Source organism: Nonomuraea sp. NPDC059023 (genome assembly GCF_042740095.1).
Classification (GTDB): domain Bacteria; phylum Actinomycetota; class Actinomycetes; order Streptosporangiales; family Streptosporangiaceae; genus Nonomuraea.
On record NZ_JBHYIO010000028.1, the window covers coordinates 92554 to 118830 of the forward strand.

Genomic DNA, 26277 nt, shown 5'->3' on the forward strand with positions numbered 1-26277 from the left:
TGTCAGGTGTCAGATCTAAGACCGTCATGGAGCCGGAGGCTGAAGTACGCGATGGCCGTCGCCGTCGCGGCGTTACTGACGATGAGCCTGGTCCCCGGCGCGGCCGCCTCGCAGCACAAGACGGCGGCGGCCTTCGACTTCGACAACGGCAACTCCCTGACCGAGGTCATCTACCCCAGATTCCAGAAAGCGGTGCGCACGATCACGGACGGCGGCGACGCCACGCTGATCGCCGACCATATCCTGATGGTGGAGCTCGCCTGGTTCGACGCCATTGCCCCGTACCATGCGACGGCGGTGGGCATCTACTCCAACCTGGGACGCCGCCCGAGAAGCGAGGCGACCACCCGCAACAGGAACACCGCCGTCATCTACTCGGCCTACACCTCGCTGACCGCGGTCTTCCCGCACTTCACCGCGGACTTCCGCACCATGCTGACCTCGGTGGGGCTCGATCCCGACGACAGGTCGGAGAACACCACCACTCCCATCGGCATCGGCAACCTCGCGGCCAAGAAGGTCATCGAGGCGCGTAAGAACGACGGGTCGAACCGGGACGGAAGCGAAGGAGGCCGCGCGTACAACCGGCAGTCGTACGCCGACTACACCGGGTACAAGCCGGTCAACACTCCCCACGAGCTCCGCAACCCGTCCCGCTGGCAGCCGAACGTCATCTCATCGAACGGCCTGTTCAGAGCCCAGCAGTATGTGACCCCCTACTACGGGCAGGTCAAGCCGGTCTCCTACAGCAGCCCGTCCCAGTTCACGGTCTCACCCCCGGTCGACAGCAACCATCGCAATCGCGTCGGCTACAAGCGCCAGGCCGACGAGATCCTGGCCGCGTCGGCGAACCTGAACGACCACAGGAAGATGGTCGCCGAGTTCTTCAACGACAAGATCTACAGCCTTGGATTCGTCACCGGCAACGCGGTCTTCAAACAGCACAACTTCGACATCGAGAAGGCCGTGCACTTCGTCACCACCGTCGACCTGTCCATCTTCGATGTCACCGTCGCGACCTGGTACTTCAAGCGGAGGTATGACGCGGTCCGGCCGTTCTCCGCGATCCGCTACCTGTACGGAGACAAGAAGGTGACGGCCTGGGGCGGCCCCGGCAGGGGCACGGTCAACGACATCACCGGAAACGAGTGGCGCAGCTACCCGAACACGCACGATCACTCCGAGTACCCCTCCGGCACGTCCGCGAACTGCATGGCCTACACGCAGGCGGCCCGCCGGTTCCTCGGCACCGACAAGATCGACATCACGGTCCCGCGCGCGAAGGGATCCTCTCTGATCGAGCCAGGGGTCACTCCGGCTACCGACATCACCCTGCGCTGGAACAACTGGACCGACCTGGCCAATGACTGCCGCATGAGCAGGGTCTGGGCCGGCGTGCACTTCCGTGCCGCGACTCAGAACGTGGCCGAGTACGCGCCGAAAGTCGGCGACTCGGTCTACACCTTCATTCAGCGCAAGCTCAACGGCGGCTGATCCGCCCGCACCACTCGCCGTCGGCGGTGTCCCCTCGCGGGTGCCGCCGTCGGCGGCTGCCCGCTATGACCGGACGGGATTCGCGGGCACGCCGATCGACGTCAGCCAGAACCTGATGCGGGTCTCGATGTCATCTGCCATCAGCTCGAACGCCGAAGGATCATCCTCCTGCGCGGCCGGGTCGGGCATGCTCCAGTGAACGAGCGTGGGGTCGCCGGGGAAGGCGGGAACCACCTCGCGCACCCGGTCGCACAAGGTGATCACGTAACGGAAACGTCGCCGGGCGAACTCGCTCAGGTTTTTGGGCCGCTGGCCGGTGAGGTCGATGCCGCGGGCGGCCATGACCCGCTCCGTGCTGGGGTGTACCAGCGGCTTGGGCTGGCTGCCCGCGCTGAAGCTCTGTACCTGGCCATCGGAGCGGACCCTGCTGAGCGCCTCGGCCGCCTGCGACCGGGCGCTGTTTCCGGTGCACAGGAACAACACCGCGCACGGTTTCTGAGCCGGAGCCTTGGGCGCGATGATCGGCGCCGGATCGAAGGCCAGCCCGGGATGCAATGACGCTCCCGCCTCGGCCAGCAGCTGGCCGCATCGCGTCAGGTCGAGCCGGTAGTAGGCGTCGCGGCCGTCGAAGCTACTGCGACGGGCGGTGACCATCCCGCCGGCCCGAAGCCGGCCCAGGTGGTAGGAAACCAGGTTCTGCGGCTCACCTACCAGCGCGACCAGTTCCCGGACGCGCCGGTCGCTCAGCGCCAGCTCTCGCAGCAGCCGCCAGCGCAGGGGATCGGCCGCCATCCGCGCGAACGGCGGCGGCGCGAGTTCTCTGCCAGGCTTCATGTAAACAACGATACATCAACAGGAAATGCACCAGTGTGGTTCGATGCATCGTTTTCGAGCGTTGGAGCTCCAGGCTCAGCGTCTGATGCGGTCGACCAGGAACCTGGTCGAACTCCACCGAACCTTGGCGATGACGGCGAAGGCGACGCAGAGCAGGACGGTCAGCACCGCCATGACCGGCCGGTCGATCGTCAGATTGGTGAGGGTGGCGCCGATCATGACGCCCACCAGGCCGAGCGCGGCCGGTCCCGCCACCCGCGGGATCATCAGGCCCACTCCGCCGGCGAGTTCGACCGCGCCGGTGACGTAACGGAACCAATGGCCCCACCCGATCTGGTCGAACATTTCCACGGATGAGGGAGTTCCGGCCAGCTTCGCCAGGGCCATGAACACGATGAACGCTCCCAGCAGAATCTGAGCCGCCCAAAGGGCGATATCGCGCCTCGTCATCTGCATGATTCTTCTCCGCCCTGTCGAGAATGTGGCCCCGTATTCGCGCCATATCCCGTTGAATCGCGGGCATAGATCGCGCGGACACGTGGTGACCGGCAGAGCGTGCGCTCCCAGACTCTGAAGACATGCTGACCAATAATCCACTCATCTTCTTCGGAATCATCACGCTGCTGGCCGTCTCCATTCACCTCTATCTGTGGGCGCGGCTCGTCCGTTCCACCACCCGGCCGGGTCGATGGCGCCGGGCCGGTGGGATGACGATCGCCGGGCTCGGCATCGTCGGCGTGGTCGGGTTCATGGTCACCCGGACGGTCGGCGTAGATGCCTGGTGGCTGGCCTGGGCGGGGTACGTATGGATCGCCCTGATGTTCTACCTGCTCCTCAGCTTGCTGGTGCTGGAGGTCCCACGCGCGGCGCTCCTGATGTGGTGGCGACGGTCGACGAAGACCGAGGTGGCGCGGACGCCCTCGCCGGCCCTCGTAGCGACCCCGCGGAGGGAACCGGACGAGCACGCGGAAACACCTCTCCGGACCCCCGATGGCCTCGACGCACTGAAGCTCGACGAACCCGGACGCCGGCTGTTCCTCGCTCGTGCCTGCGCGCTCGCCGCCTGCGGTGCCGCGGCCGGTTTCGTCGGGTACGGCATGAGCGCCGCGTTCGGTGATCTGCGGACCGTCCGGGTGACCGTACCCATCAGGGGACTGGATCCCCGGCTCTCCGGCTTCCGCATCGCCGCGGTGAGCGACACGCACTTCGGGCCGTTCCTCCACCGGGAGCTCGCCGAGCGCATCGTGGCACGGGTCAATCGCGAGCAGCCCGACATGGTGGCGATACTGGGAGACCTGGCGGACGGCACGGTCGCGGAGATCGGACGCGCCGCCGAGCCGCTGCGCGCGCTGACCTCCCGCCAGGGCACATACTTCGTGACCGGCAACCACGACTACTCCTCCGGCGCCGACGAGTGGGTCGATCAGGTCCGGTATCTCGGAATGCGGCCCCTGCTGAACGAACGCGTGGAGATCGCCTCCGGAGGCGCCGCCTTCGACCTGGCCGGGGTCACCGACGTCATGGCGCCGATGTACGACCACGCGGGGCCGGACTTCGCCGCCGCACTCGGCGGAAGGGACCCGGCGCGTCCGGTGATCCTCCTGGCGCACCAGCCCGTCCAGGTCCATGCGGCCATCAGGCACGGCGTCGACCTCCAGCTGTCAGGTCACACCCACGGCGGCCAGACCGTCCCCTTCGACCGGCTCGTCGGTCTGCAGCAGCCGGTGCTCGCCGGCCTGGCGAGGAAGGAGTCCACCTCCATCTTCGTCACCCGCGGCGCCGGATTCTTCGGCCCGCCCGTGCGCGCCGGAGTCCCGCCCGAGATCGCGATCATCGAACTCCAGCCGCAGGCCTGAGCCGGAAGGGACCAGCACATGTCCACCCGCCCACGGCCAAGGCTGGCACGCGGAACGACCCTCTGGCTCCTCCCGGTCCTCGCCCTGGCGGCCGCCGCGGCGGCCGGGTCCCGGCGCTCACGTCTCTGCGCCGTGGCCGCTCCGCCGCTGGTCATGCTCGCGGGCCTCATGCTCTGGTTCTTCCGCGATCCGGAGCGAAAGCTGGGCCAGGGCCGGCTTCTCTCCCCGGCGGACGGCGTCGTCCAGAGCATCCATCCGTGGCCGGACGGCCGGACCCGTGTGTCCATCTTCATGAACCCGCTGAACGTCCACGTCAACCGCGCTCCCTGCACGGGAACGGTGACCTCGCTCGCCCACATCCCGGGTGGATACCTGCCCGCCTTCGACAAGGACAGCGACCGCAACGAGAGAGTCGTGTGGCACCTGAGGACCGACCTGGGCGACGTGGAGTTCGCGCAGATCGCCGGTGCCGTGGCGCGGCGCGTCGTTCCCTACGTGAACGCCGGAGAGGTCGTCAGGCAAGGCGATCGCATCGGCCTGATCCGCTTCGGATCGAGGGTGGACGTGTACCTGCCCGAAGGCCTCACACCAGCAGTCAGCGTCCGGCAGCGCACCCGTGCCGGACAGACACCCCTGGCGTGAAGATCCCGGAGGAGGCGCGTTGAGCACGGGCAAGGGCCTTGAACCGTATCCCCTGACCAGGGCAGAGGACACGAACAGGTACGTCGCGCTCCAGCGTTCCCCGGCCTTCGCCCGTCTGCGGTCCCGGTCGCGGCGCTACCTGGCCTGGAGCGCCACGCTGTACCTCGGGACGTTCACTGTCACCGTGGTCCTCTCGCGGTGGATGCCCGGAGTGCCGCGCCTGATGTGCGCGCTCGGGCTGATCGCCCTGCCCGTGCTCGTCGCCGTGGTCCACCTGGTATACGCGCGCCGGCGGCTCGACCCCCTGGCCGACAGGATCCGCGCGGAGTTCGAAGGCAGTCGACGGTGATCTTCAGCCTGGTCATCCTGTTCCTGATCTCACGCCTGAGCCGGGCCCGGAACACACGCCCGGACTTCTACACCGGCGACCGCGCCTTCACCGCACCGCAGAACGGCCTCGCCCTGTTCGGCACGTTCATGATGATGACGTCGTTCCTCACCCTGGGCGACGGGATCGCGTCTTCCGGGTACGACGGAGTCCTGCCGGTCGCAGGCTTCGCCGTGTCGTGGCTGACCGCGCTACTTCTCGTGGCCGAACCACTGCGCAACACCGGCGGATACACCCTCGGTGACGCGCTGAGCGTGCGGATGAGGGCCCGCCCTGTCCGTCTGGCCGCCGCGGTGGTCACACTCGTGGTGTTCGTCCTCTACATGACCGGGCAACTGGTGGCGGCCAGCGGCCTGCTCGCGCTCCTCATCGGGCTCGGCGGACCCGCCGGCCAGGCTCTGATCATCGCCACGATCATTGGCGTCACCCTGTTGACCGTGTACCACGCTGGCATGCGGGGAACCACCTGGACCCAGATCATCAACGCCCTCCTGTTGTTCACCGCGGTGGCCCTGCTCGCGTACACCCTGCTGTCGAGCCACCGCCTTGACGCGTCGACGCTGCTCGGAGACGCGACCACGCGACTTCCGGCGCCCGACCTGCTGGAGTCTCTCTCCGGACTGCTCACCACGGTGCTCGGGCACGCCGTGCTGCCCTACCTCTTCATCCGCTTCCTCACGGTGCCCGACGCCAAGCACGCGCGCCGTTCGGTGTCCTGGGCCATCTGGCTCACCACGCCGTACTCCCTGCTCATCGTCCTGATCGGCCTCGGCGCCGCCGCACTGGAAAAGCGAGCTGGGGAGGCGTCCCCGCTGGTGGTCGCGCTCGCCGAGGGGCCGGTGCTGGTGTTCGTCGCCTCGGTCGTCTTCACGACGATCATCGGGCTCACGGCAGGACTGGCGCTGAGCGCCGGGGCGAGCTTCACCCGCGACGTCTACACGAATCTCATCGGGCGGGGTCCGCTCGACGAAGCGCGGGAAATCGCCGTGGCGCGCCGTACCGTGGTGGTGCTCTGCCTGCTTCCCGCGGTCGGCGCGATCTTTCTCATGCGGCAGAACGTCACGTTCATGCTGTCGCTCGGAATCACTCTGGCCGCCTCGACGATTCTGCCGACCCTGCTCTACGCGTGGTTCTGGCGGGGCTTCAACACGGTGGGGGCACTGTGGAGCATGTACGGCGGCGCCGCGGTCACCACTGTTCTCGTGGTGTTCTCGCCGGCCGTCTCGGGTGATCCCCTGGCCTTGCTTCCCGGCGCCGACTTCGCTCTCTTCCCGTGGAGGCATGTGGGCGTGGTGTCGATCCCGCTGGCCTTCCTCCTGGGGTACGCCGGTGCCAAGGCTCGCGGCGAGCGTGATGACGTGAGGTTCGCCGAGATGGAGGTCCGGGCGCTCACCGGCGCGGGCGCGGCGAAAGCCGTCCCCAGGGACCCGGACGACGTGGTGCCCTGGACCGGGAAGCTGCCATGGGGCAGACGCCGCCCCCTGAGGCCTCCAGGCCGCGGCGGGTCCTGACCGCTGCGGCCCGGGGCCGAGGGTTACATGGCTTCGTACTCGAACAGCTCGACGAGGTTGCCGTTCGGATCTTCCAGGAGGATCTGCTTGCCCCCGGGGCCGGTGGTGATCTCATTGAGGAAGGTGAGGCCCTCGGCACGGAGCCGCTCCACCTCGGCGGCGATGTCGCCCACGACGAGATGGATCCTGTTCCATCCTCCGGGCGCCGGCGTCCTGCCGTCGGGCAGCGGCCGTGCCGCCGGGCTCTTCGCCCCGCTGAGCAGGAGCCTCAGGTTGCCCCTGATCAGCGAGGCGAACGCGGGTACCGCGCTGATCTCGACGGTGAAACCGAGGTGCTTGCTGTAGAACTCGATGGCTTTGGGGACGTCGTCCGATATGTAGCGGACGCCGACCTGCTTCTCGTGGACTTCGGACATCGCTAGGTCCTTTCCGAGCAGGAACAGGATGCGTTCACATGGTCCGTCGGCCGCGCGGACGAAGACCGAATAGGTGTCCGCGGAGGTTGTGCCGGGCGAAGCGCCGCGACTCGGCCGACGGGCTCCTGGTTTGCACACCATCATTATAAATCAATACAAATAGATGAATCAATCTACATTGCTATATCTCTGAAGGGGTACGGCCTGCCGTACCGGCTGAAAACCTCAGCGAGAGGCCGCGATGAGATGGCGGCGGACGGCATGGGCCGCGGCCACGGCCTCGGCGGGATCGCCATGCTGGGGGGCGGCCAGGAAGTCGGTGCCGCGCAGGGGATGGGAGGCGGGGCGGGGATAGAGCCAGGCGTGGAAGTGCTGGACGCGGTCGCGGGTCGAGACGAGATGTACACGTTCGGCGTCGGTCGTGGCACGAAGCGCGGTGTCGAGCTGGGCGAGCAGCGGGCCGAAGGCCGCCGCTTCCGAGGCGGTCATCTCGGCGAAGTCGACGAAGTGCCGCCGCGAGACGATCTTCATGGTGCCGGGGATGGAGGCGTCGGCGGGTCCGTGGTAGACCGACCACAACGCGTCACGGTGGATCCAGCCGCCGGGAGGCTCCTCGGCCGCGGCGTTCAGGCGACAGTACTGGCAGGTGTGCGTGCCGCTCATGGGGATCCTTTCGGTCACGTGAGAAAGGTATGGGCCAGTCCGACGGCCGCTCCGCCGGCGATCAGCCAGGCGTTGTTGAGTCTGGTCTTCCAGAGCAGGAGCAGGCTGATCACCGTGATGGCCGCGGTGAGGGGGTCGACCACGGCGGTTCGGGCGAGCTGATAGGAGACTCCGGCCATGAGGGCCAGCGCCGCGGCGTTCACTCCGTCGAGCAGCGCGGACGTCCAGGCGCTGGAGCGGAGCTTGTCGGTGAGCCTGGTGAGCAGGCCGACGAAGACGAACGAGGGCAGGAAGATGGCGAGGGTGGCCAGGAACGCGCCGGCGGGGCCGGCGACGAGGTAGCCGATGAAGGTGGCGGTGGTGAAGACCGGCCCCGGAGTGACCTGGCCGATGGAGACTGCGTCGATGAGCTGCTCATTCGTGATCCAGCCGAGCCGCTCGACGAAATCTCCGCGCAGGAAGGCCAGCAGGACGTATCCGCTTCCGTACAGCACCGAACCGATCTTCAGCATGGTGAGGAACAACTGGGCAAGCTGAGCTCCGGTCGGGTCCGGGAACAGGGGCGAGCCGCCGAGGGTGAGCAATGGCGTGGTCAGTAGCCCGTGCATACGGTTGTGGTTCGCGGGCGGATTGCGCAGAAGGTATATGGCGGCAGACAGCAGTGCCGCGCCGGTGAGGATCAGGAGTTCGTTGACCCCGAGCAGATAGGCGGTCAGTGCGATGACCGCCATGGCACCGAGCCAGATGGTCTTGACGACGGTGCGGATCAGGCCGAACAGCGCGTGCGCGACGATGGCGATCACCACAGGGATGATCCCGTACAAAATGCCCTCGACTGCGGGCGTGCTGCCGTAGGTGACATATCCCCAGGCCAGGGCGGTGACCATGAGAGCCGCCGGAAGGATGAAGCAGATCCCGGCCGCGACCAAACCGCGCCATCGTGCGCGGTCGTAGCCCAGGTGGATGGCCAGTTCGGTGGAGTTGGGGCCGGGAATGAGGTTGGTCGCGCCCATGAGATCGGCGAATCGCGCATCGCTGACCCAGCCGCGGCGCCGTACCAGTTCGTCGCGCATCATCGCGGTGTGCGCGGCCGGGCCGCCGAAGGCGATGACGCCCAGTTTGAGAAACATGAGCGCCACCTGCCACGTCGCCCCCTTGCTATGACCGGTCTCCGCAGCGGGGTGCTCGTCTGTCACTGTCGTTTTCCCTTCAGCCGATAGACAGTGCATCAAACTCGCTTGATATATTATCGCATGGTGGCGTTCATGCCTCAAGCGGCCTCGACTTCAGGGCGAGGCGGAAACCGTGCTACGTCTACCGGCATCACAGGAGGCCTCATCATGACCGCACCCGAGCAGCTCGCCAGTGTCCGCTACCTCGTTGATGACGTGGCCGCCGCCGTCGATTTCTACACTGCCCACCTGGGCTTCACGGTGCACACCAATGCCGCGCCCGCCTTCGCCGACGTGGTACGCGGCCCGCTGCGGCTCCTCCTGTCCGGCCCGACCAGCTCCGGCGCCCGAGCCACCCCCGCGGACGACACCGCTCCCGGACGCAACCGCATCCACCTCATCGTCGATGATCTCGACGCCGAGATCGAACGGCTACGCGGCGCCGGACTGTCCTTCCGCAGCGATGTCGTCGCCGGTCCCGGTGGGCGCCAGATCCTGCTCACCGATCCCGCTGGCAATCTCATCGAGCTGTTCGAGCCCCGACGGGGGTGACGCCTCACGAGGCTTCATGCGTGATGAAGTGCTTGGTGAGTTCGACCCGGCTGTTGATGTTCAGCTTCGCGAACACGCGCCGGAGATGGCTGTCGACGGTGTGGGGTGACAAGAACAGGATGCTCGCCGCTTCTTTGTTGGTCCTGCCGTCCACGATGGCCCGCACGACACGGAGCTCCGCACTGGTGAGACTTTCCCAGCCAGAAGTGGGCCGGTCCGCGCCCAGTGAGCCGGCCTGAGTCACACCGAGCCGGCGGAGCTTCCTCTGCACGCGGGTGACATCATGGCGCGCGCCACAATTGAGGTAGAGATCGAGCGCGGATTCGAGAAATCGGACCGCTTGGTCCTGATCGCGAGTGTTCTGGGCTTCCTGGGCGGTGTCCTCGAGGGCGATACCCGTCGCCAAGGGGCGTCTGCTGAGCCGATAGTGCTCCACGGCACGGCGCAAGGCGGACAAGTCGCCGCGCAAGAGCCCTTCGGCATGCTCCGCACCGCCCGCAAGGGAGGCTATGGTCGGGTTGCGTTCGGTCAAACGGCGGGCGAACCCGGCCGCCTGCTCGGCTTCCGCGCTGAGCCCTGCTTTCCTGGCCAGCCGTACGAGCGTCGCCGCTGCCGTTGGGGCTTCCGCGAAGAGCAGCGTTTCAGGAGCCACCCTCTCCTCGACGTTGATCAGCGTCTGAACCGCCATGCTAGGGCGCCCGCAGGCAGCGTGAAACTGCGTTAGGGCCCAGTCGAGGCCGGTCTTGTCGGCCATCGTGTCATCGGTCACCAGCCGTTCCGCCATGCGCAGGTGCTCGCTGGCGGTCGCAGAATCGCCATGATGGAGGCTGATCCGGGCCAGCACCACGCGCGGATGGATGGAGTCTTCAGGGCTCGACCGGGTCGAGAGACGCAGACCGGTCTCGGCGGCCACGCGAGCCTCATCCAGCCGGCCGGCTGTCACCAGGAGCTCGGCGTGATGGCTGTGCCACAGCGGCTCCGGCCAGGCCGCGCCGAGCCTTTCCGACTCCTGCTTGATCGCCGCGCATACGGCGGCGGCCTCGTCGAACTGATCGGCTGCGATCAGAGCGCGTACCATCCACGTCCAGAGAGGTCGTTCACATCTGTCGTCAGAGCCCAGCCGGGAGCCGTTGACTACTGCTCGTCTGCTGCCACGTGCTCCCTCTGATCTGGAAGCGCTCGTCACGTGCTTGGCCGTATTCATGAGCAGTCGTTCCAGTTTGACCCGGTCGAATTCCCGAAGATCTTGGCGCGTCAACGTCCGCTGAAGTTGCTCGGTCAGAACGCCGTGGTCGCCGGAGCCTTGCAGTCCTTGCGCGAGTTCGAGGACCAACTGCACTTCGGCAGCGGCCTCGACCCCAGTATGTAGGGCGACTTCCGTCAGACGACCCGCTTCGGCGCCCCGTCCGGCCCCCGCTAGGAGACCCACGGCGCGGGCCAGTGTCCGTGTCTCCTTGGGGAACTGGACAACGGCGGAGATGACCAGAGCCACAATCTCATCACAACTGCATGTCTGCTGCTGAGGGGGCACCTGAATGACCGACCGGTCAGTCCGCGGCAGGTTCTCATAGGTGGCACTGTTCCCGCCGCCATCGAAAGCGGACGGTGCGGCGGAATCCAAGCCATCGAAGGCACCCTGCTGAAGTGCTTCGTCAACCACCTCGTGAACAAAGGCCAGCTTCTCCCCAGTTCTCCGAATGAAGCCCGCCTGTATAGCCTCCTCGACGCTGGCTGACAGGTTCGGCGCGGGCTCGCGGAGCAAAGCCGCCGCCTCCTCGGCGGTGAACGCGTGGCCGATCCTCCTGCCATGCCGAAGCAAGCGTCGGACCGGGTGCGACAGCTCGCCCAGCAGGTGGTCAACAGCGACGAGGACACGTTCGGGCAGGCGGTCGGCTAACACGGAGGCAGTCCCATCAGCGATGACCACCTGACCCGCTTCCATGAGGGCACAGAGTAGATTCTCCAGCAGCCAAGGATTGCCGCCGCAGCGAGCGGCCCAGGTCAGCACCGAAGCGTCCGGCTTGGCGCCCAAGGCGCTGGCACAGAGCGCCGCCACCGCCTCATCGCCCAAAGGTCCAAGGTGAAGGCGGACCGCGGCCCGGTCGATCAGCCATCCGATCGCATGCTGAGCCAGTGACTGTGCGGGAACGGGCCGCCGTGCGAGCAGCCACAGCACCGGCGATGCGGCGAGCGACTGCACCAGGCTCTGAAGGGCCAGAGCGCTGGCCTCATCGGCTCGCTGGGCGTCATCGAGAACGATCAGGAGAGGACGCCGGCGTGCTGCTTTCTCGATTAGTTCGCGCAGCCGATCCGCCAACCAGAAAGGATTGACTTCCGGGCGAACTAAATCCTCGAATTCCGACTCGCTGGACATTATGTGCCGCAAGAAAGTGACCAACTCGCGTGCAGGCGTCAGTTGATCGATTACGCCCGTCCGCATGTAGGCCACGGTTAGGCCACGTTCTGCTCCCTCCAACGCTGTTGCCTTCAGGATGCGGGTTCTGCCTATACCGATCGGACCTTCGAGGATGATGCATCCACCTGAACCATGCAGAGTGGCATTCAAATGACCGACCAGCACTGACAGTATGTGTTCACGCCCGATTAGTGGATACATGATCACCCCAGTGCGGAGACGAAGATTCCCCCGGTGTTCGACACAACCATGGCCGCAATACGGGGGTCAACGACTATGCTTAATATGGCGCATCCGCGTTAAATCAAACTGTATTGATGTAGATGATCGTCATTATTGCCGCCTTTTGACGTAAATAATGAGATTAGTTGTAAAGCATTGTGCTTGACGAGTCATAGTTGCTGTGATATGCGCAGAGAGTTAGAAGCAAGCTCGGCGGGTTTGGGTGCTGGTGGGGCTCGCTGTGGTTGATGCTCCACTCTGTGCAAAGAATAGTCGCGCGGCGAATGAGTGGCTTCCGGTACCGACCGTTCGCTGGCCAGCCCTCCGCTCGCGACCATCCGATCAGTGGTTGAGTGCGGTGGAGATCGTTCTGTAAGCCGTGGGTTACATCGCGGCGGCGACATCCTTCGTTCGACTCGAGTCCGCTCTGTGGAGCGTCGAGAAAATCCCAGACGACTGGGCGTGCCATGTGAGTACCTCTGAGTGATGCCGTCATTTAGGCGCCGCTCTTCGTATTGGCAGTGCAGCTTCCTGCCCGGCGGAGGAAGCGTGCGACCACGTGAATCTCTGTCAACGCGAAGACGTGATGCCTCCACGTCGTCGCGTAGGTCAAGCTGTCCAAAGTGCCTCCGCCAACCACTGACGCCAGCCGGTTTCCTGAAGGGAGTCGACGTGCAACCACCCCGCTCGACCGCAGAACTCGGCTGGCTCCGGCCGTGGGAGAGCATGCCTGCGGCGCAACAGCCCGAGTGGCGTGACCATGCCTCCTTTGAGGACGTTTGCAGAAGGCTGGCTTTGACTCCGCCTCTTGCGAAAGCTGCGGAGATTCAGCATCTGCGGCGATCGCTCATCAAAATGATGAAGACCGGCGCCTTCCTGCTTCAGAGCGGCGATTGCGCTGAGAGCTTCTACGAGTGCACTGACCTGCACATAACAGAAAAGATCCGAGTGATTGAGAGGCTGGGAGACCACCTGAGCGATCTCACGGGGCAGAACGTCATCCGAGTCGGGCGTATGGGGGGACAGTTCGCCAAACCGCGGTCACAGGCGACGGAGGACCTCGGAGGTCTCAGCATCCCCTCCTTCCGAGGACACATGATCAACTCAGAGATCGCCTCGCTCCCGGCGCGGACGGCGGACCCCCAGCGCATGCTGCGGGCTTACGAGGCCAGCGACAAAGTGCAGCGGGCGATGCGGGTACACCGCCAGAGGCAGGGGCTTCCTGCGATGGAGGGGCCGTGGTCCAGCCACGAGGCCTTGGTGATCGACTATGAAAGCCGCATGCTCCGGCCGGACCCGGACTCGAACCGGCTCTACCTGACGTCCGCGCACCTGCCTTGGGTTGGGGAACGGACGCGCCATTCAGCCGGCGCGCACATCGCCCTGCTCTCGTCGGTGGCGAATCCCGTCGGGTGCAAACTCGGGCCGGCATCCACCCCGGGTGAGGTCTTGAATGTGTGTGAGGCACTCAACCCGCGACGCGAGCCCGGACGGCTCGTGCTAATCCCGCGGATGGGCCGCGATCTCATCCAAGAGGTTCTGCCGCCGATCGTCCGAGCCGTGGCCAACGGAGGCTACCCGGTCATCTGGTTGAGCGACCCCATGCACGGCAACACCGTCAGGTCCCGTCGGGTCGGCTTGAAGACCCGGTATCTCGACGACGTGGTCACCGAGGCCCTCAGGTTCCGCGACATCCTGGAAGCGAGCCGTCAGCACCCTGCCGGACTCCATATAGAGGTCGCGACGGGCGACGTGACGGAGTGCATCGGCGGATCCGTCGAGGGCGAGGACGACCTCCTGCGCAACTATTCCTCGTTGTGCGATCCGCGGCTCAACGCTGACCAGGCTATGGAGCTCATCGAGGCATGGGCCAGAGGGGCTGTGGCATGCCGGACCCTCGCAAGGCGATCGCAGGGAGACGCAGTGGGGCAGCGGATGGCTCATGGCCGACGATCGGGTGGGCCCAAGCTAGTTCTCGCGGATCAGCTGACGGAGAACCGAGAGCCGAGTGAGGATCCGTCCGGTGATCCAGCGGTGCATCAGTTGGATGGATCTCCTGGCGACAAAAGCTCAAACGAAGGTGTCTTCGAGGGTTCCATGACCATGGGCGCGATGTGCGCTGTCAACCCAGACCCTGATGATTGTCGGGCCGACCTGGGTGAGGTGGTCGCCAGCGCTGGCGACCAGCCCGGCAGCGGCGGCCATCACGAGAAGGGCGGCAGCCACGCCGGTTGCGGCATGTAGCCCGGCACCGAGCGCACTGCGGTCAGCGGCTCGGCTCGGTGCGGCGGGAGCGGGCCAGAGTCAGTCCGCCGAGGACCGCGCCGACCAGCCCGAGCGCTAGGGCCAAGGCCGCCCCGAATACTCCGTTGCCGGTGCCGAGACCGCCGTCGGCGACAGCCAGTTTCACCGCGCCGTTTAGCCCGCCGGTCAACGCCACCACCACAGCCACGATGGCTCCCCTCCTCCCGCTGTTGCCGATACGACGGACAGAGCGCAGCGCCAGCCAGCCGATAACCAGGCCGCCCAGCGCCACCAGTGCGGCCCCGCTGGCCCAGATCCGCTCAGGGGTCCCGAGGAAGGTATCGACGCCCTGACCAGCGCATTCTGCCGGCGTTGTACAGACTGGCGAGGCCGCCTGCGCGGCAAGCACCAACAGGATGGACATGGAGGATCCTTTCGGACGAATGATGGGTGTCTGCAGCATGGGCAGCGCGGTGACTCGGCCTATGCCGGTCGTGGTGATGCTGGTCGAGGTGCCGGTTACGAGCGCGAGCGCCTGGGATAGGTTTCATGGAATCGATGATCGCGCCGTCGAGGTGGTTGTGGCCTCCGGCAGCGGATGGCAGCGGCCACGCAGTTCCACGTAGACGACTCCTGCCTAGGTGGGTATCTTCACGGCCGAGAGTGGACGATGCGATGAAGATCGTTCTCGGCATCGACGACTGTCCGCTCACCAGCACTAACTCCGCTACCTGCGCGTGCTCGTCTGCGGGGTGATCAGCCGTTTCGGGGGCGCGGTGATGCGGTGGTGTTGCGGGTCCGGGCCGCGGCCAGGCCGCCGAGAATCACGGCGATCAGCCCGACCGCCAGGGCCACGAAGCCTCCGACGATGCCGTAGCCGGTGCCCGGCCCACCCTTGGCGGCGGCCACGACCAGGGCGCCGATCACCATACTGGCCGGCCCCGCCACCAGCGCCATGATGGCCCCCTTTCTCCAGGGGCCGGTACCGAACCGGCCGGTGGAGCGGGCCAGGGCCAGCCCGCCCAGGACCACGCCGGCCAGCCCTATCACTGCGGCGATCACCGACCAGAGACGGCCGGAGGTCAGGTCGTACGCGCCCACCGGATCGGCCGGAACAGCCGCCGGTAGGGCGATGAGCAAGGACATGATCGCTCCTTTCGCTACGTGAGACGAGTCGATCGTCTCCGCGTCGAAGCGGCCGCGCGTGCGACAGGGGATGGCAGCCTCTACGCCGACCGGCGTGGACGACGGCAACCCGTCTACGCTCGTCGTCGTAGGCGGTCGCGCTTTGCGGCGGAGGGGCGGTCGCGCGTGGCGACCGTAGGATCGCGGCATGGAACACCGCGTCATGCCGTTGCGCCTGCCCGCGCGGGCGCAGGAGGTGTCGCTCGCGCTGTTCATCACCGTGATGCAGGTTCAGGGCACGGTGGTGCGGAACACCGGCGAGGTGGTGCAGCGGCCGCTGACCGACCTCGGACATCTGGGGTACGGCCTGCTGATCGCCAGCGGCCTGGTCCTCGTGGTACGCCGCCGGTGGCCGGTGCCGGTCTTCCTCACCACGGCGCTGGCCAGCCTGGTGTACTACGGCCTGGACTTCCCCGACGGGCCCGGCTGGCTCGGGCTCTTCGTCGCCCTGTACACCCTCACGGCCTACGGTGACGGACGACGGTCGCTGGTGATCGCCGGAGTGGGCATCACGGTGCTCACCGCCTGCTGGCTGGTCGCCGCGGCCGACATCGAGCCACGCGCGGCCATCGGCTGGGTGTTCTTCCGCATCGGCGCCTCGGTGATGAGCGCGGCCCTCGGCGAGTCTGTCCGGTCGCGGCGGGTCATCGCGGCCGAGGCTCAGCAGCGCGCCGAGCGTGCCGAACGCACTCGTGAGGAGGAAGCGCGGGCGCGCGTCGACGGCGAGCGGCTGCGGATCGCCCGCGAGGTGCACGACACGGTCGCGCATGCCATAGCGATCATCAACGTGCAGTCCGGGGTCAGCGCGCACGTGCTCGGCAAGCGGCCGGAGGTGGCGCGCGAGGCGCTGCGGGTCATCGAGCGGACCAGTTCGCGGGCGCTGGGGGAGATGCGGGCCATTCTCGGGGTACTGCGCGGCGACGACGGGGACCACGACGGGCGCATGCCGTACCCCGGACTGGGACAGATCGGCGAACTGACCGCCAAGGCGCGCGCGGCCGGACTCGACCTCACGCTTGAGGAGATCTCACCCGCGGCGCCGGTGCCGAGCGCGGTGAGCGGCGCCGCCTATCGCATCGTGCAGGAGTCGATCACCAACGTGATCCGTCACGCCGGCCCGACCCGGGTGACGGTGGCGTTGAAGGCCGGGGCCGAGATCTTGGAGGTCCGGGTGAGCGATGAGGGACCCGAGAGCCCCCCGGGCAATGACCGCGCGAACCCGCCGACCCGGGACCCAGTCAGCCTGGCCGAGCCCGGACGGGGCATCATCGGCATGCGCGAGCGCTGCCAGTTGCTGGGCGGAGAACTCGATGCCGGGCCGCTTCCCGGCGGCGGGTTCGAGGTCAACGCCCGGCTGCCCCTCGTCCCGAACGGGTCGGCCGCATGAGCGCGGCGCAGGCTCCGATCAGAGTGCTGCTCGCCGACGACGAAGGTCTTGTGCGATCGGGGTTCAAGGTGCTGCTCGACCTTGAAGACGACATCACGGTGGTGGGCGAGGCCACCACCGGCGCCGAAGCCGTCGAGCGGGCCCGCGCCCTCCGCCCCGACATCGTCCTGATGGACATCCGCATGCCGAAACTGGACGGCATCCAAGCCACCGCCCAGATCGCCCAGACACGCGGCCTGGAGCAGGTACGGGTCCTCATCCTCACCACCTACGACACCGACGAGCACGTCTTCGACGCCCTGGAGGCCGGGGCCGGCGGCTTCCTGCTCAAAGACGCCGGACCGGCCGAACTCCTGCACGCCATCCGGGTGATCGCCGACGGACAGGCGCTGCTCGCGCCACGGATCACCCGCCGCCTCATCGGCCAGTTCACCGCGCGGCGCCGGGCCACCCAGATCGCCGAGGACCGGCTCGCCGTGCTGACCGAACGCGAACGCGAAGTGCTGGCCCTGGTGGGCCGGGGCCTGAACAACGACGAAATCGGCAAGGAGCTGTTTCTCAGCCCGGCCACCGCACGCACCCACGTCAGCCACGCGATGACGAAACTCGGCGCCCGCGACCGCGCCCAACTGGTCGTCATCGCCTACCAAACAGGCCTGGTCAACCGCTGACCCGAAGTCCCGCCCTGTGCTGTCGGCTCGATAGAGCACGGGCTTGCGGTCTTGGACGGAGGGTGAGGGTGTCGCTGTCGCGGAGTTCGGTCAGTTGGTCGCTGGTGCGGGGCTGGGCCTTGCCGGTTCGGCGGATCTTCAGAAGTCCACGGTCGTCTGCTCGGCTGGCCGGCAACACGATAACCAGTTCTAAGAGGGCGTTTGGTTTGCCCGTGTTTGGGTTAGTACGTCCCGCGCCAGGTTGGTGTTGCCTCGTCCGTTATGCGCTTGCTGACGTTGTCGATCATCGCGATGTGGATCATGGCTTCGAGCTGGTCGGCAAGGTCTCGTAGTCGCGGGCGAGGCGTCGGTGGAGCATGAGCCAGCCGAGGGTCCGTTCGACTACCCAGCGTCGCTGGACGACGCTGAAGCCTCGGACATCGGGGTCGCGGTGGACGACGTGGGTGTGGATGCCCAGGCGTGCGGCGTGGTCGGCGAACTGCTTCTTGAAGCCGGTGTCGACCCAGGTCAGCGTGATGCTTGGGTGGTCGGTCTTGGCCTGGTCGAGCACCTTGATGCCGGCCTGGTTCTCCGAGACGGACGCGGCGCAGACGGTCACGGCCAGTAGCAGCCCGAGTGCGTCGGTGGCGACGCCGCGTTTCCTGCCAACGATCTTCTTGGCGTTATGACGGGCCCGTCATAAGGCCAATTATGTGGGCCGTCCGGTTATGCGGGGTCAGGGCGAGGTCTGCAGGTCGGCGGTGCTGTTGGAGGTGCGGTCCGCGTCATAATCACAGGCCTTCGAGGAAGGCTAGGAGGCGGTCGGTGGGGCGGTAGCGGCCGATGCGGGTGCCTGTGGGGCGGTGCGGGCGAGGGCTTTCTCTTTGAGGGCGAGGTCGGCGTGGAGGTAGACGTCGGTGGATTTGGTGTTGGCGTGGCCGAGCCAGAGCGCGATGGTGGCAGTGTCGATTCCGGCTTGTAGCAGGGTCATCGCGGCGGTGTGTCGCAGCGTGTGGGGGGTGACGTTCTTGGAGGCGAGGCTCGGGCAGGCTGCGGTCGCGGCGGGGAGGTGCCGGGTGAGGATATCGGCGACGGAGTCCCTGCTCAATCGTCCGCCGGTGCGGGTCGGGAAGAGCGGGTCGGCCGGTCCGGCCTGCCGGTGGGCGATCCAGTCGTGGAGGAGACGGGCGGTCGGTTTGGCGAGCGAGGTGCACTGTCAATGGCCTGTGAGCTCGGTTCTGATCCACTTCGTGTGAACTGATCACGGGTAGTAAGGGTGCTCAGTCTGCATGGAGGATCTGAAGGCGGAGCAGGTCGAAGGACGCGCGTCCATAGCCGTCCCTCTTGATCCGCTTAATCCGATTCACGTTGCCTTCCACGCGGCCGGAGTTCCACTCCATGCTCAGGCCGGCCGTCACCGCGGCCAGATCGTGGCGGATGCCGTTGACCAGGCTCTTCAAGGGCGGGAAGGCAGTGGCTTCGGCCTGTTCCAGCCAGGCTGGCAACCTCCGTCCTTCCAGGTCTGCCATCATCTCGGCGAACGATTCCACGCAGGTGGCGACCGCGTCGAGTTCGGGGCAGCGGGCGAGCAGTCTCTTCAGTCGGAGGGTGGCGTTCTCGTCGAGGTGGTCGGGGTGGCTGGTGATCAGCTGGGTGGCGCGGCGGACGCTGAGTTGCTTGGTGACCTTGGGGGCGGGTTTCCCGCTGGCGCGTACGGCCTGCAGGTGACGGCGCACCGTGCGCCCGCTACCGGTATAGCCGCGCTCGCGGATCTCCTCGAACAGTCGCGCGGCGTCGGTGCAGCCCTGATTCCACCGCTCATGCAGGTAGGGCAGGAACGGATCGACATGCGAGCCATGCCGGCCAGCCTGGGCGGGTGCCAAGTCCTCCACGCTGGCGGCCTTGGCGTAGCGACGTACCTTATGCCGAACGCCTGATTATCCCGCGTTCCTGGTGGACCGCCTGGTCGTAGAGGGTCACGGCCGCGTCGGGGCGGGATAAGCCGGTGGGTCAGAGGCTGTTGAGGAAGGCGAGCAGCTTGTCGGGTGGGTGGTAGCGTCCGGCGGGGACGCCGGGAGGTGTGGTCCGGGCGAGGGCCCGTTCTTTGAGGGTCATGTCGGCGTGCAGATAGTGCTGGACGGTTTGAGTGGACTCGTGGCCGAGCCAGAGCGCGATCACCGAGAGGTCGACACCGGCGTGTAGCAAGGCCATGGCCGCGGAATGTCTCAGTGTGTGCGGGGTGACGTTCTTGGTGGACAACGTCCGGCAGGTCTGGGCGGCGGTGGCGGCGTGCTTGGCGACCAGGTGCTCGACGGCGTCGGGACTCAGCCGAGCGCCGCGGCGGGTGCAGAAGATCGGGTCGGTGTCGTGGCCGGCGCGTTCGGCCATCCAGGTGCGGAGGACGCGGACCGTGGCCGTGGTGAGTGGTGTGCTGCGGTTCTTGCGGCCTTTGCCGGTGCAGCGTAGGTGCGCTCCGGCGCTGAGTTCGGCGTCTTGGCGGCGCAGCGCGGTCAGTTCGGAGACGCGTAGCCCGGTCTGGGTCATCACGTGCAGCAGGGCGTGGTCGCGGCGGCCGGTCCAGGTGGTCCGGTCGGGTGCGGCCAGCAGGGCGGCGATCTCCTTGTCAGTCAGGAAGCAGATTTCGGTCCGATCGTGTCGCTTGGGCGGGATGGCCAGCACCCGTTGAATGAGCCCGGCGTGCTCGGGGGCGCGCAGTGCAGCGTAGGCGAACAGCGAGTGGATCGCGGCCAGGCGGGCGTTTCTGGTGGCGGTGCTGTTGCCCCGGTCGAGCTCCAGATGCTGCAGGAACGCGATGATCACGGGTGTATCCAGGTCAGCGAAGTCCAGCCTGGCTGGGCTGTTGCCGGTCCGGTTGTGGATGAAGGTGAGCAGCAAGCGGAAGGTGTCGCGGTAGGCGGTGATGGTGTGCGGGCTGACCCGTCGCTGGGCCATCAGCCGGTCGGTGAAGAACGCTTCCAGGATGGGCGCGAGCGCGGCCATGACAAGGCTCCTGCCGGGGTGGATGGGACGGGATGGTCGAGCCGCTCGGCGGCCAGGGCGAGGAGCTCGGGTGCGGCCTGCAGATACCAGTAGGTGGAAGCCGGTGACAGGTGGCCTAGCCAGGTCGACAATGCAGGCAGGCGAGCCTGGACATCCAGCCCGGCGCGATACCAGCGCAGCAGGGTGGTGACCGCGAAGGTGTGTCGCAGGTCGGTCGGTCGTGGTGCGCGTCCGGCGGGTGGTGTCGCGATGTTTGCCGCTTTGATCAGGGTGGCGAAGGTGTAGTCGACGGTGTTGACCTGGAGCCGGCCCTTGGTGGAGACGAGGAACGCCGGCGCGCCGACCACGCCGGCCACCTGGTCGCGCAGTCGGGCATAGTCGCGCAGTGCGGTGACGGTGGAGGAGTGCAGGAGCACCTGGCGCGATTTGCCGTACTTGGAGTCGACGATCGCCAGGATGCCGGCGTCGAGGTCGAGGTGTTCGCGGTCAAGGCGCACCGCCTCGCCGGTGCGCATTCCAGTCACCGCGAGCAACCCGATCAGCAGCCGGTAGGTGGCGATGCGTAGCGGCTGCCGAAACACCCGGTCGGCGGCGCTCATCAGGGCCAGAATCTCCTGCTCGGAGAAAAGATGCGGCGCAACCCGGTTGGGGAAGCAGGCCAGCAGTCCGGGCGGTGGCACCGGGCAGGTCGGATCCAGCGCGTTCAGGTGACGGGCAAAGCCGCGCACCACCGACAGCCTGCGCCGCCAGTAGAGTGGCTTGGCCCGGGCGGGCAGGGTGGCCCACGCCACCGCGGCTTCGGTGGTGATCATGTCCAGCCCGGCATGTTCGAGGTGGTCGAGGAACTGTCCGAGGAGCCGCTCGTTGTCGGCCAGCTTGTAGCCGAGTGCTCGCCGCAATGCCAGATACTCCTGGGCGCGCTGACGCAGTGTGCTCATGAGGCACCTGGCCAGGGTCGGACCAGCTCACCCAGCGCGTGGAAGTCGAGTTTGGCGTAGATCGCCGTCGTGCTCTGGGCCTGGTGCCGCAACACCTGACCCACCTCCACCAAAGGCGCACCGCGAGCCAGAAGATCGCTGGCGGCGGTGTGTCGGAGCCGGTGCGGGCTGATCCTGTCGACGCCGGCCCGGTGGCAGGCGGCGAACACCACGCTGACCACACTGCTGCGCGACAACCCGGTGTAGGGGGCGCGATGGATGACGAACAGGCATCGGCACGCGCCCCACCGGGGGCGTCCTCGAGTCAGGTAATCCACCAGCGTCTGACCAACGTCCACCGGCAGCGGCAGCTTCTCCTGCCGCCCACCCTTGCCGCGCACCAGCAGCTCGCCGCGCTCCCAGTCAATGTCGTCCAACCGCAGGTGGGCGACCTCGCCAATGCGCAGCCCCAGCCGCCACAACATCAGCACGATCGCGTAGTCGCGCAGGCCCATGGCCGTGCTCCGATCGCAGCTGGCCAGTAGGGCAGCGACGTGTTCGGCGGTGACGGCGCGGGGTAACGACCCCAGACCCCATCCGGCTACCGACGGGACCGCCGCGATCAACGGACGCGGGATATGCCCGACCACGTGCAGGTAGCGCAGCAGTGCCCGCAGCGCCGTCACTCTGGCCTTGGCACCCCAGACTCCGAGCCGGGCGACCTCGGCGACTAGAAAGTCCGTCACCTGCCCCGCCGACAGCTCCGCCAGCGTGGCGGCGTCGACCGGAACAGGCAGCCCGGCCGTGAACAGGCGGGCGGTGCGCAGGTAGCGATCGATCGACAGCGGGGCCAGGCCCCGCTCCGCCCCCAGGTAGGTGCGGTAGTCGACCAGCAGCTCCTCCACCAGACCCGCCGGCGGCGCCATCACGGCCGCGGGCACGACGCCCACGTCCCTCAAGTACTTCAGCAGCGGAGCCATTCCCCGCCGCGAGACATGCAGGTCGTGGCCCTCGGCACGACGGATGGACACAAACGCGCCGACCACCCTCTCCTCCGCCAGCCGATCCGCTGTCAAGCGCTGCTCGACCAGCCACCGGCTCACATGCGCCATCAGATGCGTGTGTTGTGCCACGATCCACCGGGTGAACCCCTGCTCGGTCAACGCCGTACGGAATCCCCTCGCGTACGGCGCCAACGGCCCGGCCACCTCGATACGTGACCGTGTCCCGCTCGAAAATATGGTTTCGGGCTCTGAGCTGGGATTCTGCTGCGCGATCAGCGCTTCGGCTGTCACCATCGCGGGGTGCTGTTGTCGCTGATCTACCGGGTGGTTCGGTGCTTATGCGGGCTGGTGGCGGTGCTGGTCCGCTCCGATCTGTCCAAAGAAGCTGAGCTGCTGGTGCTCCGTCGCGAGAACCAGGTGCTCCGGCGTCAGTTCGGAGGCCAGCCGCGATGGGGGCGTGCCGACCGGCTCTGGTTCGCGGCGTTGTCTCGACTGATCCAGCGCCGCCGGTGGGCTGAGGTGTTCCCGGTCACCCCTGCGACGATCTTGCGCTGGCACCGCAACCTCGTGGCGCGGAAGTGGACCTTCACCGACAGGCGGCGCCCGGGTCGGCCTTGCACCCGCCAGTCGGTCAAGGCACTGATCGTGCGGATGGCGCGGGAGAATCCGACCTGGGGGCATCGCCGAATCCAGGGCGAGTTAGCCTGCCTTGGGTACACGATCGCGGCCTCCACGGTGTGGGAGATCTTGCACCGGACCGGTATCGATCCGGCACCCCGCCGGGCCGGGCCGAGTTGGCGGCAGTTCCTGACAGCTCAAGCCCACGCGATCATCGCGTGCGACTTCCTGGTGGTCGAGACGATCCTGCTTAAACGGTTGTACGTGCTGGTCTTCATCGAGCACGGTACTCGACGGCTGCATCTGGGTGGGGTGAGCGCGCAGCCGACCGGGACGTGGACGGTGCAGCAAGCCCGCAACCTGGTGATGGACTTGGGAGAGCGCATCACGGGGCTGCGGTTCGTGATCCACGATCGGGACCCGCTCTTCACAGTCGCCTTTCGGGAGGTCTTCACAGCCGAAGGGCTTCGGATCATCACCGCTCTGCCTCGGACGCCGAGGATGAACGCCATCTGCGAGCGGGTCATCGGCACCCTGCGTCGCGAACTGTTGGACCGGATCCTGATCCTCGGTGAACGCCACCTGGCCCTGGTGCTTCGGGAGTACCTGATCCACTACAACGGGCACCGGCCGCACCAGTCCCGGCACCAACGGCCCCCGGGCACCGCAATGCAGTGCGCCCGCGACGTGACCGAACTCAACGACCTGCGATCCATCCGCCGAAGACCCGTCGTCGCAGGCATGATCAGCGAATACCACCACGCCGCTTAACCGCAGCTCAGCCCACGAAACTCAATATTCGAGCGGCACAAGGTCGTCGACGAAGGCGAGCCTGGATCCCTCCAGGTGCAGGAATCCGGCGTGTTCGGCGAGGTGGCGCCCGTTGAGCCGGGCCAGCGTGCGGCCGCTATGCGGCTCGATGACGTAGACGGCGCCGGCGGCGTGGTCAGCCGCGACGAGTCGCAGAGATGTCATGAATGCTCCCGGGCATAATGTACGAATGCAATGAAAACCATTATCATGCCCGATGTCGCGTGAGAGGCGCCTCGTAGCAGAACGCCCTTCGACCGATTCGTCACCGTCCCCCAGGAGAGAACCCATGACCATGCCGCGCACCCACAGCGGCCTGTTGAGGCGTGCTGTCGCGCTCGCCGCCGCCGGCGTCCTGCTGGCCGGCTGCAGTGGAACCACGAACAACGGCCCCAGCCCCGTTGCCGGCACAACGGGCGCCGGCGGCGGCGACGCCACGAGCCTGCCTGCGGTTCAGCCGGTCGCCCATGCCAGCAGCATCACCGACGTGCGGGGCAAGAAGATCTCCGTTAAGAGCGTTCCGGAACGCGTGGTGTGCCTGGTGGCCATATGCGATGACATGCTGACCGAACTGGGCATGGTGCCAATCGCCACCAACTCCCAGCTCCTCGCCCATCCGCAGTTCATCGGCACGGAGAAGGCGAAGCAGGTCCCTGTCATCCCGGGTGGTTTCATCAGTCCCGAGGTGGAGGCGATCCTGTCCCACAAGCCGGACCTGGTGATCGGCCTGGAGGACACGCACGCGAAACTCGCGCCCGCACTGCAGGGCGCCACCACGTTCTGGGCCGTGCAGCCGGCGACGTGGCAGGACAGCGTCGCCTATCTACGCGACCTGGCCGCGCTCACCCATCGCGGAGACCAGGCCGTCGCCGCCGAGCAGCGGCTGCGCGACAAGGTGGCCGGTGCGGAGAAGGCCAAGAGTGACAAGACCGCGCTGATCGTGTTCGGCAGCGACGAGAACTTCGGCGTGGCCACGCCGGGCGCAGACGTGGCGGCCGGGTTGTTCCCCGGCATCTGTGACTATCCATGGGAGAACCGCGGCGTCGAGGGCACCTTCAGCCTGGAGGAGATCCTCGCCCGCGACGTCGACGTGCTCTTCGTGGAGACCATCGCGTTCGGCGCGCCTGGCGCGAAGCTGTCGGAGAAGATGGCCAAGAACCCCTTGTGGTCGCAGATTCCGGCGGTCAAGAACGGCAAGGTGATCGAGGTCGACCCGGAGCTGTGGGCCAAGGGCCGCGGCACCCGATCCCTCGGCCTGGTACTGGATGAAGCTACGGCCGCCCTGCGATGACGCGAACAGCCGTTCTGGCGGCCGGGCTGCTGGCCGCCGCCGCGGTGTGCGCGCTCTGCGTGGGCACGCCCACCATCTCGCCGACTCGGCTGGCCGCGGTGCTGCCCGGCGGCGCGGCGGACGGGCTGGTGGCGGTTGTGGTCAGAGAGGTCAGGCTGCCCCGGTTACTGCTGGCGCTGATCGCAGGAGGCTGTCTGGGGGCCGCTGGGCTCGTCATGCAGGAGGCGCTGCGCAACCCGCTGGCCGTTCCCGAGATGCTGGGCGTCTCCTCGGGAGCGGCACTGGGCGTCGTGGCTCCCCTGGTGCTCACGCTCACTCTGCCCGCTTGGTCCTATCCGCTGCTGGCGCTGGTGGGAGCCGGGCTGGGCGGGGTCGCGACGCTCGTGGCCGCCGGGTTCGGCCGGAGCCCGTCCGCGGTGCTGCTGATCGGGGCCGCGGTGGCGGCCGCTTTCCAGGCCGCGCTGCTGGTGCTGATGGTGATGGCCGATCAGCTCGATCTTCAGGTGATCTTCCGCTATCTGCTGGGCAGTCTGTCCGGACGTACATGGGAGGCCTGGCACGGCGTCTGGCCCTGGCTGCTGGTTGCCCTTCCGCTCGTGGTGCTGTGCGCCCCGATGTTGTCGGTGCTGCGGCTCGGCGATGAGGACGCCGGCGCGCTGGGGTTGCGGGTCCGGCACGCCCGGTTGGCGGCGCTCGCCGTCTCCGTGCTGTTGATCGCGCCTGTGGTGGCGGTGTGCGGCCCCATCGCCTGGGTGGGGTTCCTCGCCCCGCACCTGGCGCGGCGGCTGCGCCCGGACGCCGACGTGGTCAGGTGGCTGCCGTGGACGGTGGTGTGGGGCGCGGTGATCACCGTGTGGGCCGATCAGGCCGCGCGTCTGGTTCTCCTGCCGATGGAGACTCCCGTCGGGGCCTGGACGGCGTTGGTCGGGGTGCCCGCGGGTGTGGCGCTGCTGCGGGGGATCGGCGCCAGGCAGAGTGCGGGTGCCCGATGATGCTCACGAAGCG

The 26277-nt window shown here is 67.2% G+C and carries 25 protein-coding genes and 2 pseudogenes; 12 read left to right on the forward strand and 15 right to left on the reverse strand.

Going from position 1 to position 26277, the window contains the following annotated elements:
• The first annotated feature begins 6 nt into the window (after window positions 1-6).
• Window positions 7-1494 carry a vanadium-dependent haloperoxidase gene (locus ACFWYW_RS38360; RefSeq protein WP_379621336.1) on the forward strand — a complete coding sequence of 496 codons (1488 nt, stop codon included), beginning with the start codon at window positions 7-9 and terminating at the stop codon, window positions 1492-1494.
• A 63-nt stretch (window positions 1495-1557) separates the two neighbouring features.
• On the opposite strand, the gene ACFWYW_RS38365 is transcribed toward ACFWYW_RS38360, so the two are convergent.
• A complete protein-coding gene (locus tag ACFWYW_RS38365; protein WP_379621334.1) occupies window positions 1558-2328 on the reverse strand; it encodes an ArsR family transcriptional regulator in 771 nt (256 codons plus the stop codon).
• A 75-nt stretch (window positions 2329-2403) separates the two neighbouring features.
• Window positions 2404-2778: a DoxX family protein gene (locus tag ACFWYW_RS38370; protein WP_379621332.1), complete on the reverse strand. Its 375-nt coding sequence runs from the start codon at window positions 2776-2778 to the stop codon at window positions 2404-2406.
• Window positions 2779-2906: 128 nt separating this feature from the next.
• Here ACFWYW_RS38370 and ACFWYW_RS38375 point away from each other — a divergent pair, with 128 nt between their 5' ends.
• Genes ACFWYW_RS38375 through ACFWYW_RS38390 form a run of 4 tightly spaced genes read left to right on the forward strand, consistent with a single transcriptional unit; the run spans window position 2907 to window position 6725 of the window.
• On the forward strand, window positions 2907-4184 hold the full coding sequence (locus ACFWYW_RS38375; RefSeq protein WP_379621330.1) for a metallophosphoesterase: 1278 nt from the start codon (window positions 2907-2909) through the stop codon (window positions 4182-4184).
• Window positions 4185-4202: 18 nt separating this feature from the next.
• Window positions 4203-4826 carry a phosphatidylserine decarboxylase gene (locus ACFWYW_RS38380; protein ID WP_379621328.1) on the forward strand — a complete coding sequence of 208 codons (624 nt, stop codon included), beginning with the start codon at window positions 4203-4205 and terminating at the stop codon, window positions 4824-4826.
• Window positions 4827-4845: 19 nt separating this feature from the next.
• Entirely contained in the window at window positions 4846-5175 is a 330-nt protein-coding gene (locus ACFWYW_RS38385; protein ID WP_379621326.1) for a hypothetical protein, read from the forward strand.
• Window positions 5172-6725: a cation acetate symporter gene (locus ACFWYW_RS38390; RefSeq protein WP_379621324.1), complete on the forward strand. Its 1554-nt coding sequence runs from the start codon at window positions 5172-5174 to the stop codon at window positions 6723-6725. Before ACFWYW_RS38385 ends, ACFWYW_RS38390 begins: the two co-directional genes overlap by 4 nt.
• A 23-nt stretch (window positions 6726-6748) precedes the next feature.
• Here the strand turns inward: ACFWYW_RS38390 and ACFWYW_RS38395 are convergent, their stop codons facing one another.
• From ACFWYW_RS38395 to chrA, 3 genes are all read right to left on the reverse strand, one after another.
• Window positions 6749-7141 carry a VOC family protein gene (locus ACFWYW_RS38395; protein ID WP_379621322.1) on the reverse strand — a complete coding sequence of 131 codons (393 nt, stop codon included), beginning with the start codon at window positions 7139-7141 and terminating at the stop codon, window positions 6749-6751.
• 225 nt (window positions 7142-7366) lie between these two features.
• Window positions 7367-7822, reverse strand: a complete 456-nt coding sequence (locus ACFWYW_RS38400) for an HIT family protein (RefSeq protein ID WP_379621320.1) — start codon at window positions 7820-7822, stop codon at window positions 7367-7369.
• Window positions 7819-9000, reverse strand: coding sequence for a chromate efflux transporter (chrA, locus tag ACFWYW_RS38405; RefSeq protein WP_379621318.1), 1182 nt, complete (start codon window positions 8998-9000; stop codon window positions 7819-7821). Before chrA ends, ACFWYW_RS38400 begins: the two co-directional genes overlap by 4 nt.
• A gap of 144 nt (window positions 9001-9144) precedes the next feature.
• On the opposite strand from chrA, the gene ACFWYW_RS38410 reads away from it, so the two are divergent.
• Window positions 9145-9528 carry a VOC family protein gene (locus ACFWYW_RS38410; RefSeq protein ID WP_379621316.1) on the forward strand — a complete coding sequence of 128 codons (384 nt, stop codon included), beginning with the start codon at window positions 9145-9147 and terminating at the stop codon, window positions 9526-9528.
• 4 nt (window positions 9529-9532) lie between these two features.
• On the opposite strand, the gene ACFWYW_RS38415 is transcribed toward ACFWYW_RS38410, so the two are convergent.
• Window positions 9533-12145 carry an AAA family ATPase gene (locus ACFWYW_RS38415; RefSeq protein WP_379621314.1) on the reverse strand — a complete coding sequence of 871 codons (2613 nt, stop codon included), beginning with the start codon at window positions 12143-12145 and terminating at the stop codon, window positions 9533-9535.
• A 693-nt stretch (window positions 12146-12838) separates the two neighbouring features.
• On the opposite strand from ACFWYW_RS38415, the gene ACFWYW_RS38420 reads away from it, so the two are divergent.
• Window positions 12839-14410, forward strand: a complete 1572-nt coding sequence (locus ACFWYW_RS38420; RefSeq protein ID WP_379641199.1) for a 3-deoxy-7-phosphoheptulonate synthase — start codon at window positions 12839-12841, stop codon at window positions 14408-14410.
• A 22-nt stretch (window positions 14411-14432) separates the two neighbouring features.
• Here the strand turns inward: ACFWYW_RS38420 and ACFWYW_RS38425 are convergent, their stop codons facing one another.
• Window positions 14433-14834 carry a DUF6223 family protein gene (locus ACFWYW_RS38425; protein WP_379621310.1) on the reverse strand — a complete coding sequence of 134 codons (402 nt, stop codon included), beginning with the start codon at window positions 14832-14834 and terminating at the stop codon, window positions 14433-14435.
• A gap of 332 nt (window positions 14835-15166) precedes the next feature.
• Window positions 15167-15556, reverse strand: a complete 390-nt coding sequence (locus ACFWYW_RS38430; RefSeq protein WP_379621308.1) for a DUF6223 family protein — start codon at window positions 15554-15556, stop codon at window positions 15167-15169.
• Between the two features lie 187 nt (window positions 15557-15743).
• Between ACFWYW_RS38430 and ACFWYW_RS38435 the strand changes: the two genes are divergently transcribed.
• Together ACFWYW_RS38435 and ACFWYW_RS38440 are read left to right on the forward strand one after the other, a co-directional pair.
• Complete coding sequence (locus ACFWYW_RS38435) at window positions 15744-16982, forward strand: sensor histidine kinase (protein ID WP_379621306.1); 1239 nt, start codon at window positions 15744-15746, stop codon at window positions 16980-16982.
• Window positions 16979-17653, forward strand: coding sequence for a response regulator (locus ACFWYW_RS38440; protein ID WP_379621304.1), 675 nt, complete (start codon window positions 16979-16981; stop codon window positions 17651-17653). The genes ACFWYW_RS38435 and ACFWYW_RS38440 overlap by 4 nt, the downstream gene beginning before the upstream one ends.
• A gap of 221 nt (window positions 17654-17874) precedes the next feature.
• Here ACFWYW_RS38440 and ACFWYW_RS38445 read toward each other — a convergent pair.
• The 6 genes and pseudogenes from ACFWYW_RS38445 to ACFWYW_RS38470 all read right to left on the reverse strand — a co-directional run.
• Window positions 17875-18314, reverse strand: a pseudogene (locus ACFWYW_RS38445) (transposase); the annotation flags it as partial.
• Window positions 18315-18443: 129 nt separating this feature from the next.
• Window positions 18444-18824: pseudogene (locus ACFWYW_RS38450) on the reverse strand (tyrosine-type recombinase/integrase); the annotation flags it as partial.
• 88 nt (window positions 18825-18912) lie between these two features.
• Window positions 18913-19524 (reverse strand): transposase, encoded by a 612-nt coding sequence (locus ACFWYW_RS38455; RefSeq protein WP_379621303.1) that lies wholly within the window; start codon window positions 19522-19524, stop codon window positions 18913-18915.
• Window positions 19525-19642: 118 nt separating this feature from the next.
• Window positions 19643-20632: a tyrosine-type recombinase/integrase gene (locus tag ACFWYW_RS38460; RefSeq protein ID WP_379621301.1), complete on the reverse strand. Its 990-nt coding sequence runs from the start codon at window positions 20630-20632 to the stop codon at window positions 19643-19645.
• Entirely contained in the window at window positions 20584-21570 is a 987-nt protein-coding gene (locus tag ACFWYW_RS38465; protein ID WP_379621299.1) for a tyrosine-type recombinase/integrase, read from the reverse strand. Before ACFWYW_RS38465 ends, ACFWYW_RS38460 begins: the two co-directional genes overlap by 49 nt.
• Window positions 21567-22847, reverse strand: coding sequence for a tyrosine-type recombinase/integrase (locus ACFWYW_RS38470; protein WP_379621297.1), 1281 nt, complete (start codon window positions 22845-22847; stop codon window positions 21567-21569). Before ACFWYW_RS38470 ends, ACFWYW_RS38465 begins: the two co-directional genes overlap by 4 nt.
• 6 nt (window positions 22848-22853) lie before the next feature.
• On the opposite strand from ACFWYW_RS38470, the gene ACFWYW_RS38475 reads away from it, so the two are divergent.
• Window positions 22854-23942, forward strand: a complete 1089-nt coding sequence (locus ACFWYW_RS38475; protein ID WP_379621295.1) for an integrase core domain-containing protein — start codon at window positions 22854-22856, stop codon at window positions 23940-23942.
• A gap of 21 nt (window positions 23943-23963) precedes the next feature.
• Here ACFWYW_RS38475 and ACFWYW_RS38480 read toward each other — a convergent pair whose 3' ends face one another.
• Entirely contained in the window at window positions 23964-24146 is a 183-nt protein-coding gene (locus ACFWYW_RS38480) for a hypothetical protein (protein WP_379621293.1), read from the reverse strand.
• Between the two features lie 124 nt (window positions 24147-24270).
• Between ACFWYW_RS38480 and ACFWYW_RS38485 the strand changes: the two genes are divergently transcribed.
• On the forward strand, window positions 24271-25272 hold the full coding sequence (locus tag ACFWYW_RS38485; protein ID WP_379621291.1) for an ABC transporter substrate-binding protein: 1002 nt from the start codon (window positions 24271-24273) through the stop codon (window positions 25270-25272).
• A complete protein-coding gene (locus tag ACFWYW_RS38490) occupies window positions 25269-26264 on the forward strand; it encodes a FecCD family ABC transporter permease (protein ID WP_379621289.1) in 996 nt (331 codons plus the stop codon). The genes ACFWYW_RS38485 and ACFWYW_RS38490 overlap by 4 nt, the downstream gene beginning before the upstream one ends.
• Window positions 26265-26277: the final 13 nt, after the last annotated feature.

Bases quoted from the DNA above. Each gene is read 5' to 3' on its own strand.
- ACFWYW_RS38395 (WP_379621322.1), bottom strand. From the start codon at position 7,141: ATGTCCGAAGTCCACGAGAAGCAGGTCGGCGTCCGCTACATATCGGAC.
- ACFWYW_RS38460 (WP_379621301.1), bottom strand. From the start codon at position 20,632: ATGGCCGCGCTCGCGCCCATCCTGGAAGCGTTCTTCACCGACCGGCTG.
- ACFWYW_RS38440 (WP_379621304.1), top strand. From the start codon at position 16,979: ATGAGCGCGGCGCAGGCTCCGATCAGAGTGCTGCTCGCCGACGACGAA.
- ACFWYW_RS38485 (WP_379621291.1), top strand. From the start codon at position 24,271: ATGACCATGCCGCGCACCCACAGCGGCCTGTTGAGGCGTGCTGTCGCG.
- ACFWYW_RS38380 (WP_379621328.1), top strand. From the start codon at position 4,203: ATGTCCACCCGCCCACGGCCAAGGCTGGCACGCGGAACGACCCTCTGG.
- ACFWYW_RS38370 (WP_379621332.1), bottom strand. From the start codon at position 2,778: ATGACGAGGCGCGATATCGCCCTTTGGGCGGCTCAGATTCTGCTGGGA.
- ACFWYW_RS38415 (WP_379621314.1), bottom strand. From the start codon at position 12,145: ATGTATCCACTAATCGGGCGTGAACACATACTGTCAGTGCTGGTCGGT.
- ACFWYW_RS38435 (WP_379621306.1), top strand. From the start codon at position 15,744: ATGGAACACCGCGTCATGCCGTTGCGCCTGCCCGCGCGGGCGCAGGAG.
- ACFWYW_RS38430 (WP_379621308.1), bottom strand. From the start codon at position 15,556: ATGTCCTTGCTCATCGCCCTACCGGCGGCTGTTCCGGCCGATCCGGTG.
- ACFWYW_RS38425 (WP_379621310.1), bottom strand. From the start codon at position 14,834: ATGTCCATCCTGTTGGTGCTTGCCGCGCAGGCGGCCTCGCCAGTCTGT.
- ACFWYW_RS38490 (WP_379621289.1), top strand. From the start codon at position 25,269: ATGACGCGAACAGCCGTTCTGGCGGCCGGGCTGCTGGCCGCCGCCGCG.
- ACFWYW_RS38465 (WP_379621299.1), bottom strand. From the start codon at position 21,570: ATGAGCACACTGCGTCAGCGCGCCCAGGAGTATCTGGCATTGCGGCGA.
- ACFWYW_RS38375 (WP_379621330.1), top strand. From the start codon at position 2,907: ATGCTGACCAATAATCCACTCATCTTCTTCGGAATCATCACGCTGCTG.
- ACFWYW_RS38410 (WP_379621316.1), top strand. From the start codon at position 9,145: ATGACCGCACCCGAGCAGCTCGCCAGTGTCCGCTACCTCGTTGATGAC.
- ACFWYW_RS38480 (WP_379621293.1), bottom strand. From the start codon at position 24,146: ATGACATCTCTGCGACTCGTCGCGGCTGACCACGCCGCCGGCGCCGTC.
- ACFWYW_RS38470 (WP_379621297.1), bottom strand. From the start codon at position 22,847: ATGGTGACAGCCGAAGCGCTGATCGCGCAGCAGAATCCCAGCTCAGAG.
- ACFWYW_RS38365 (WP_379621334.1), bottom strand. From the start codon at position 2,328: ATGAAGCCTGGCAGAGAACTCGCGCCGCCGCCGTTCGCGCGGATGGCG.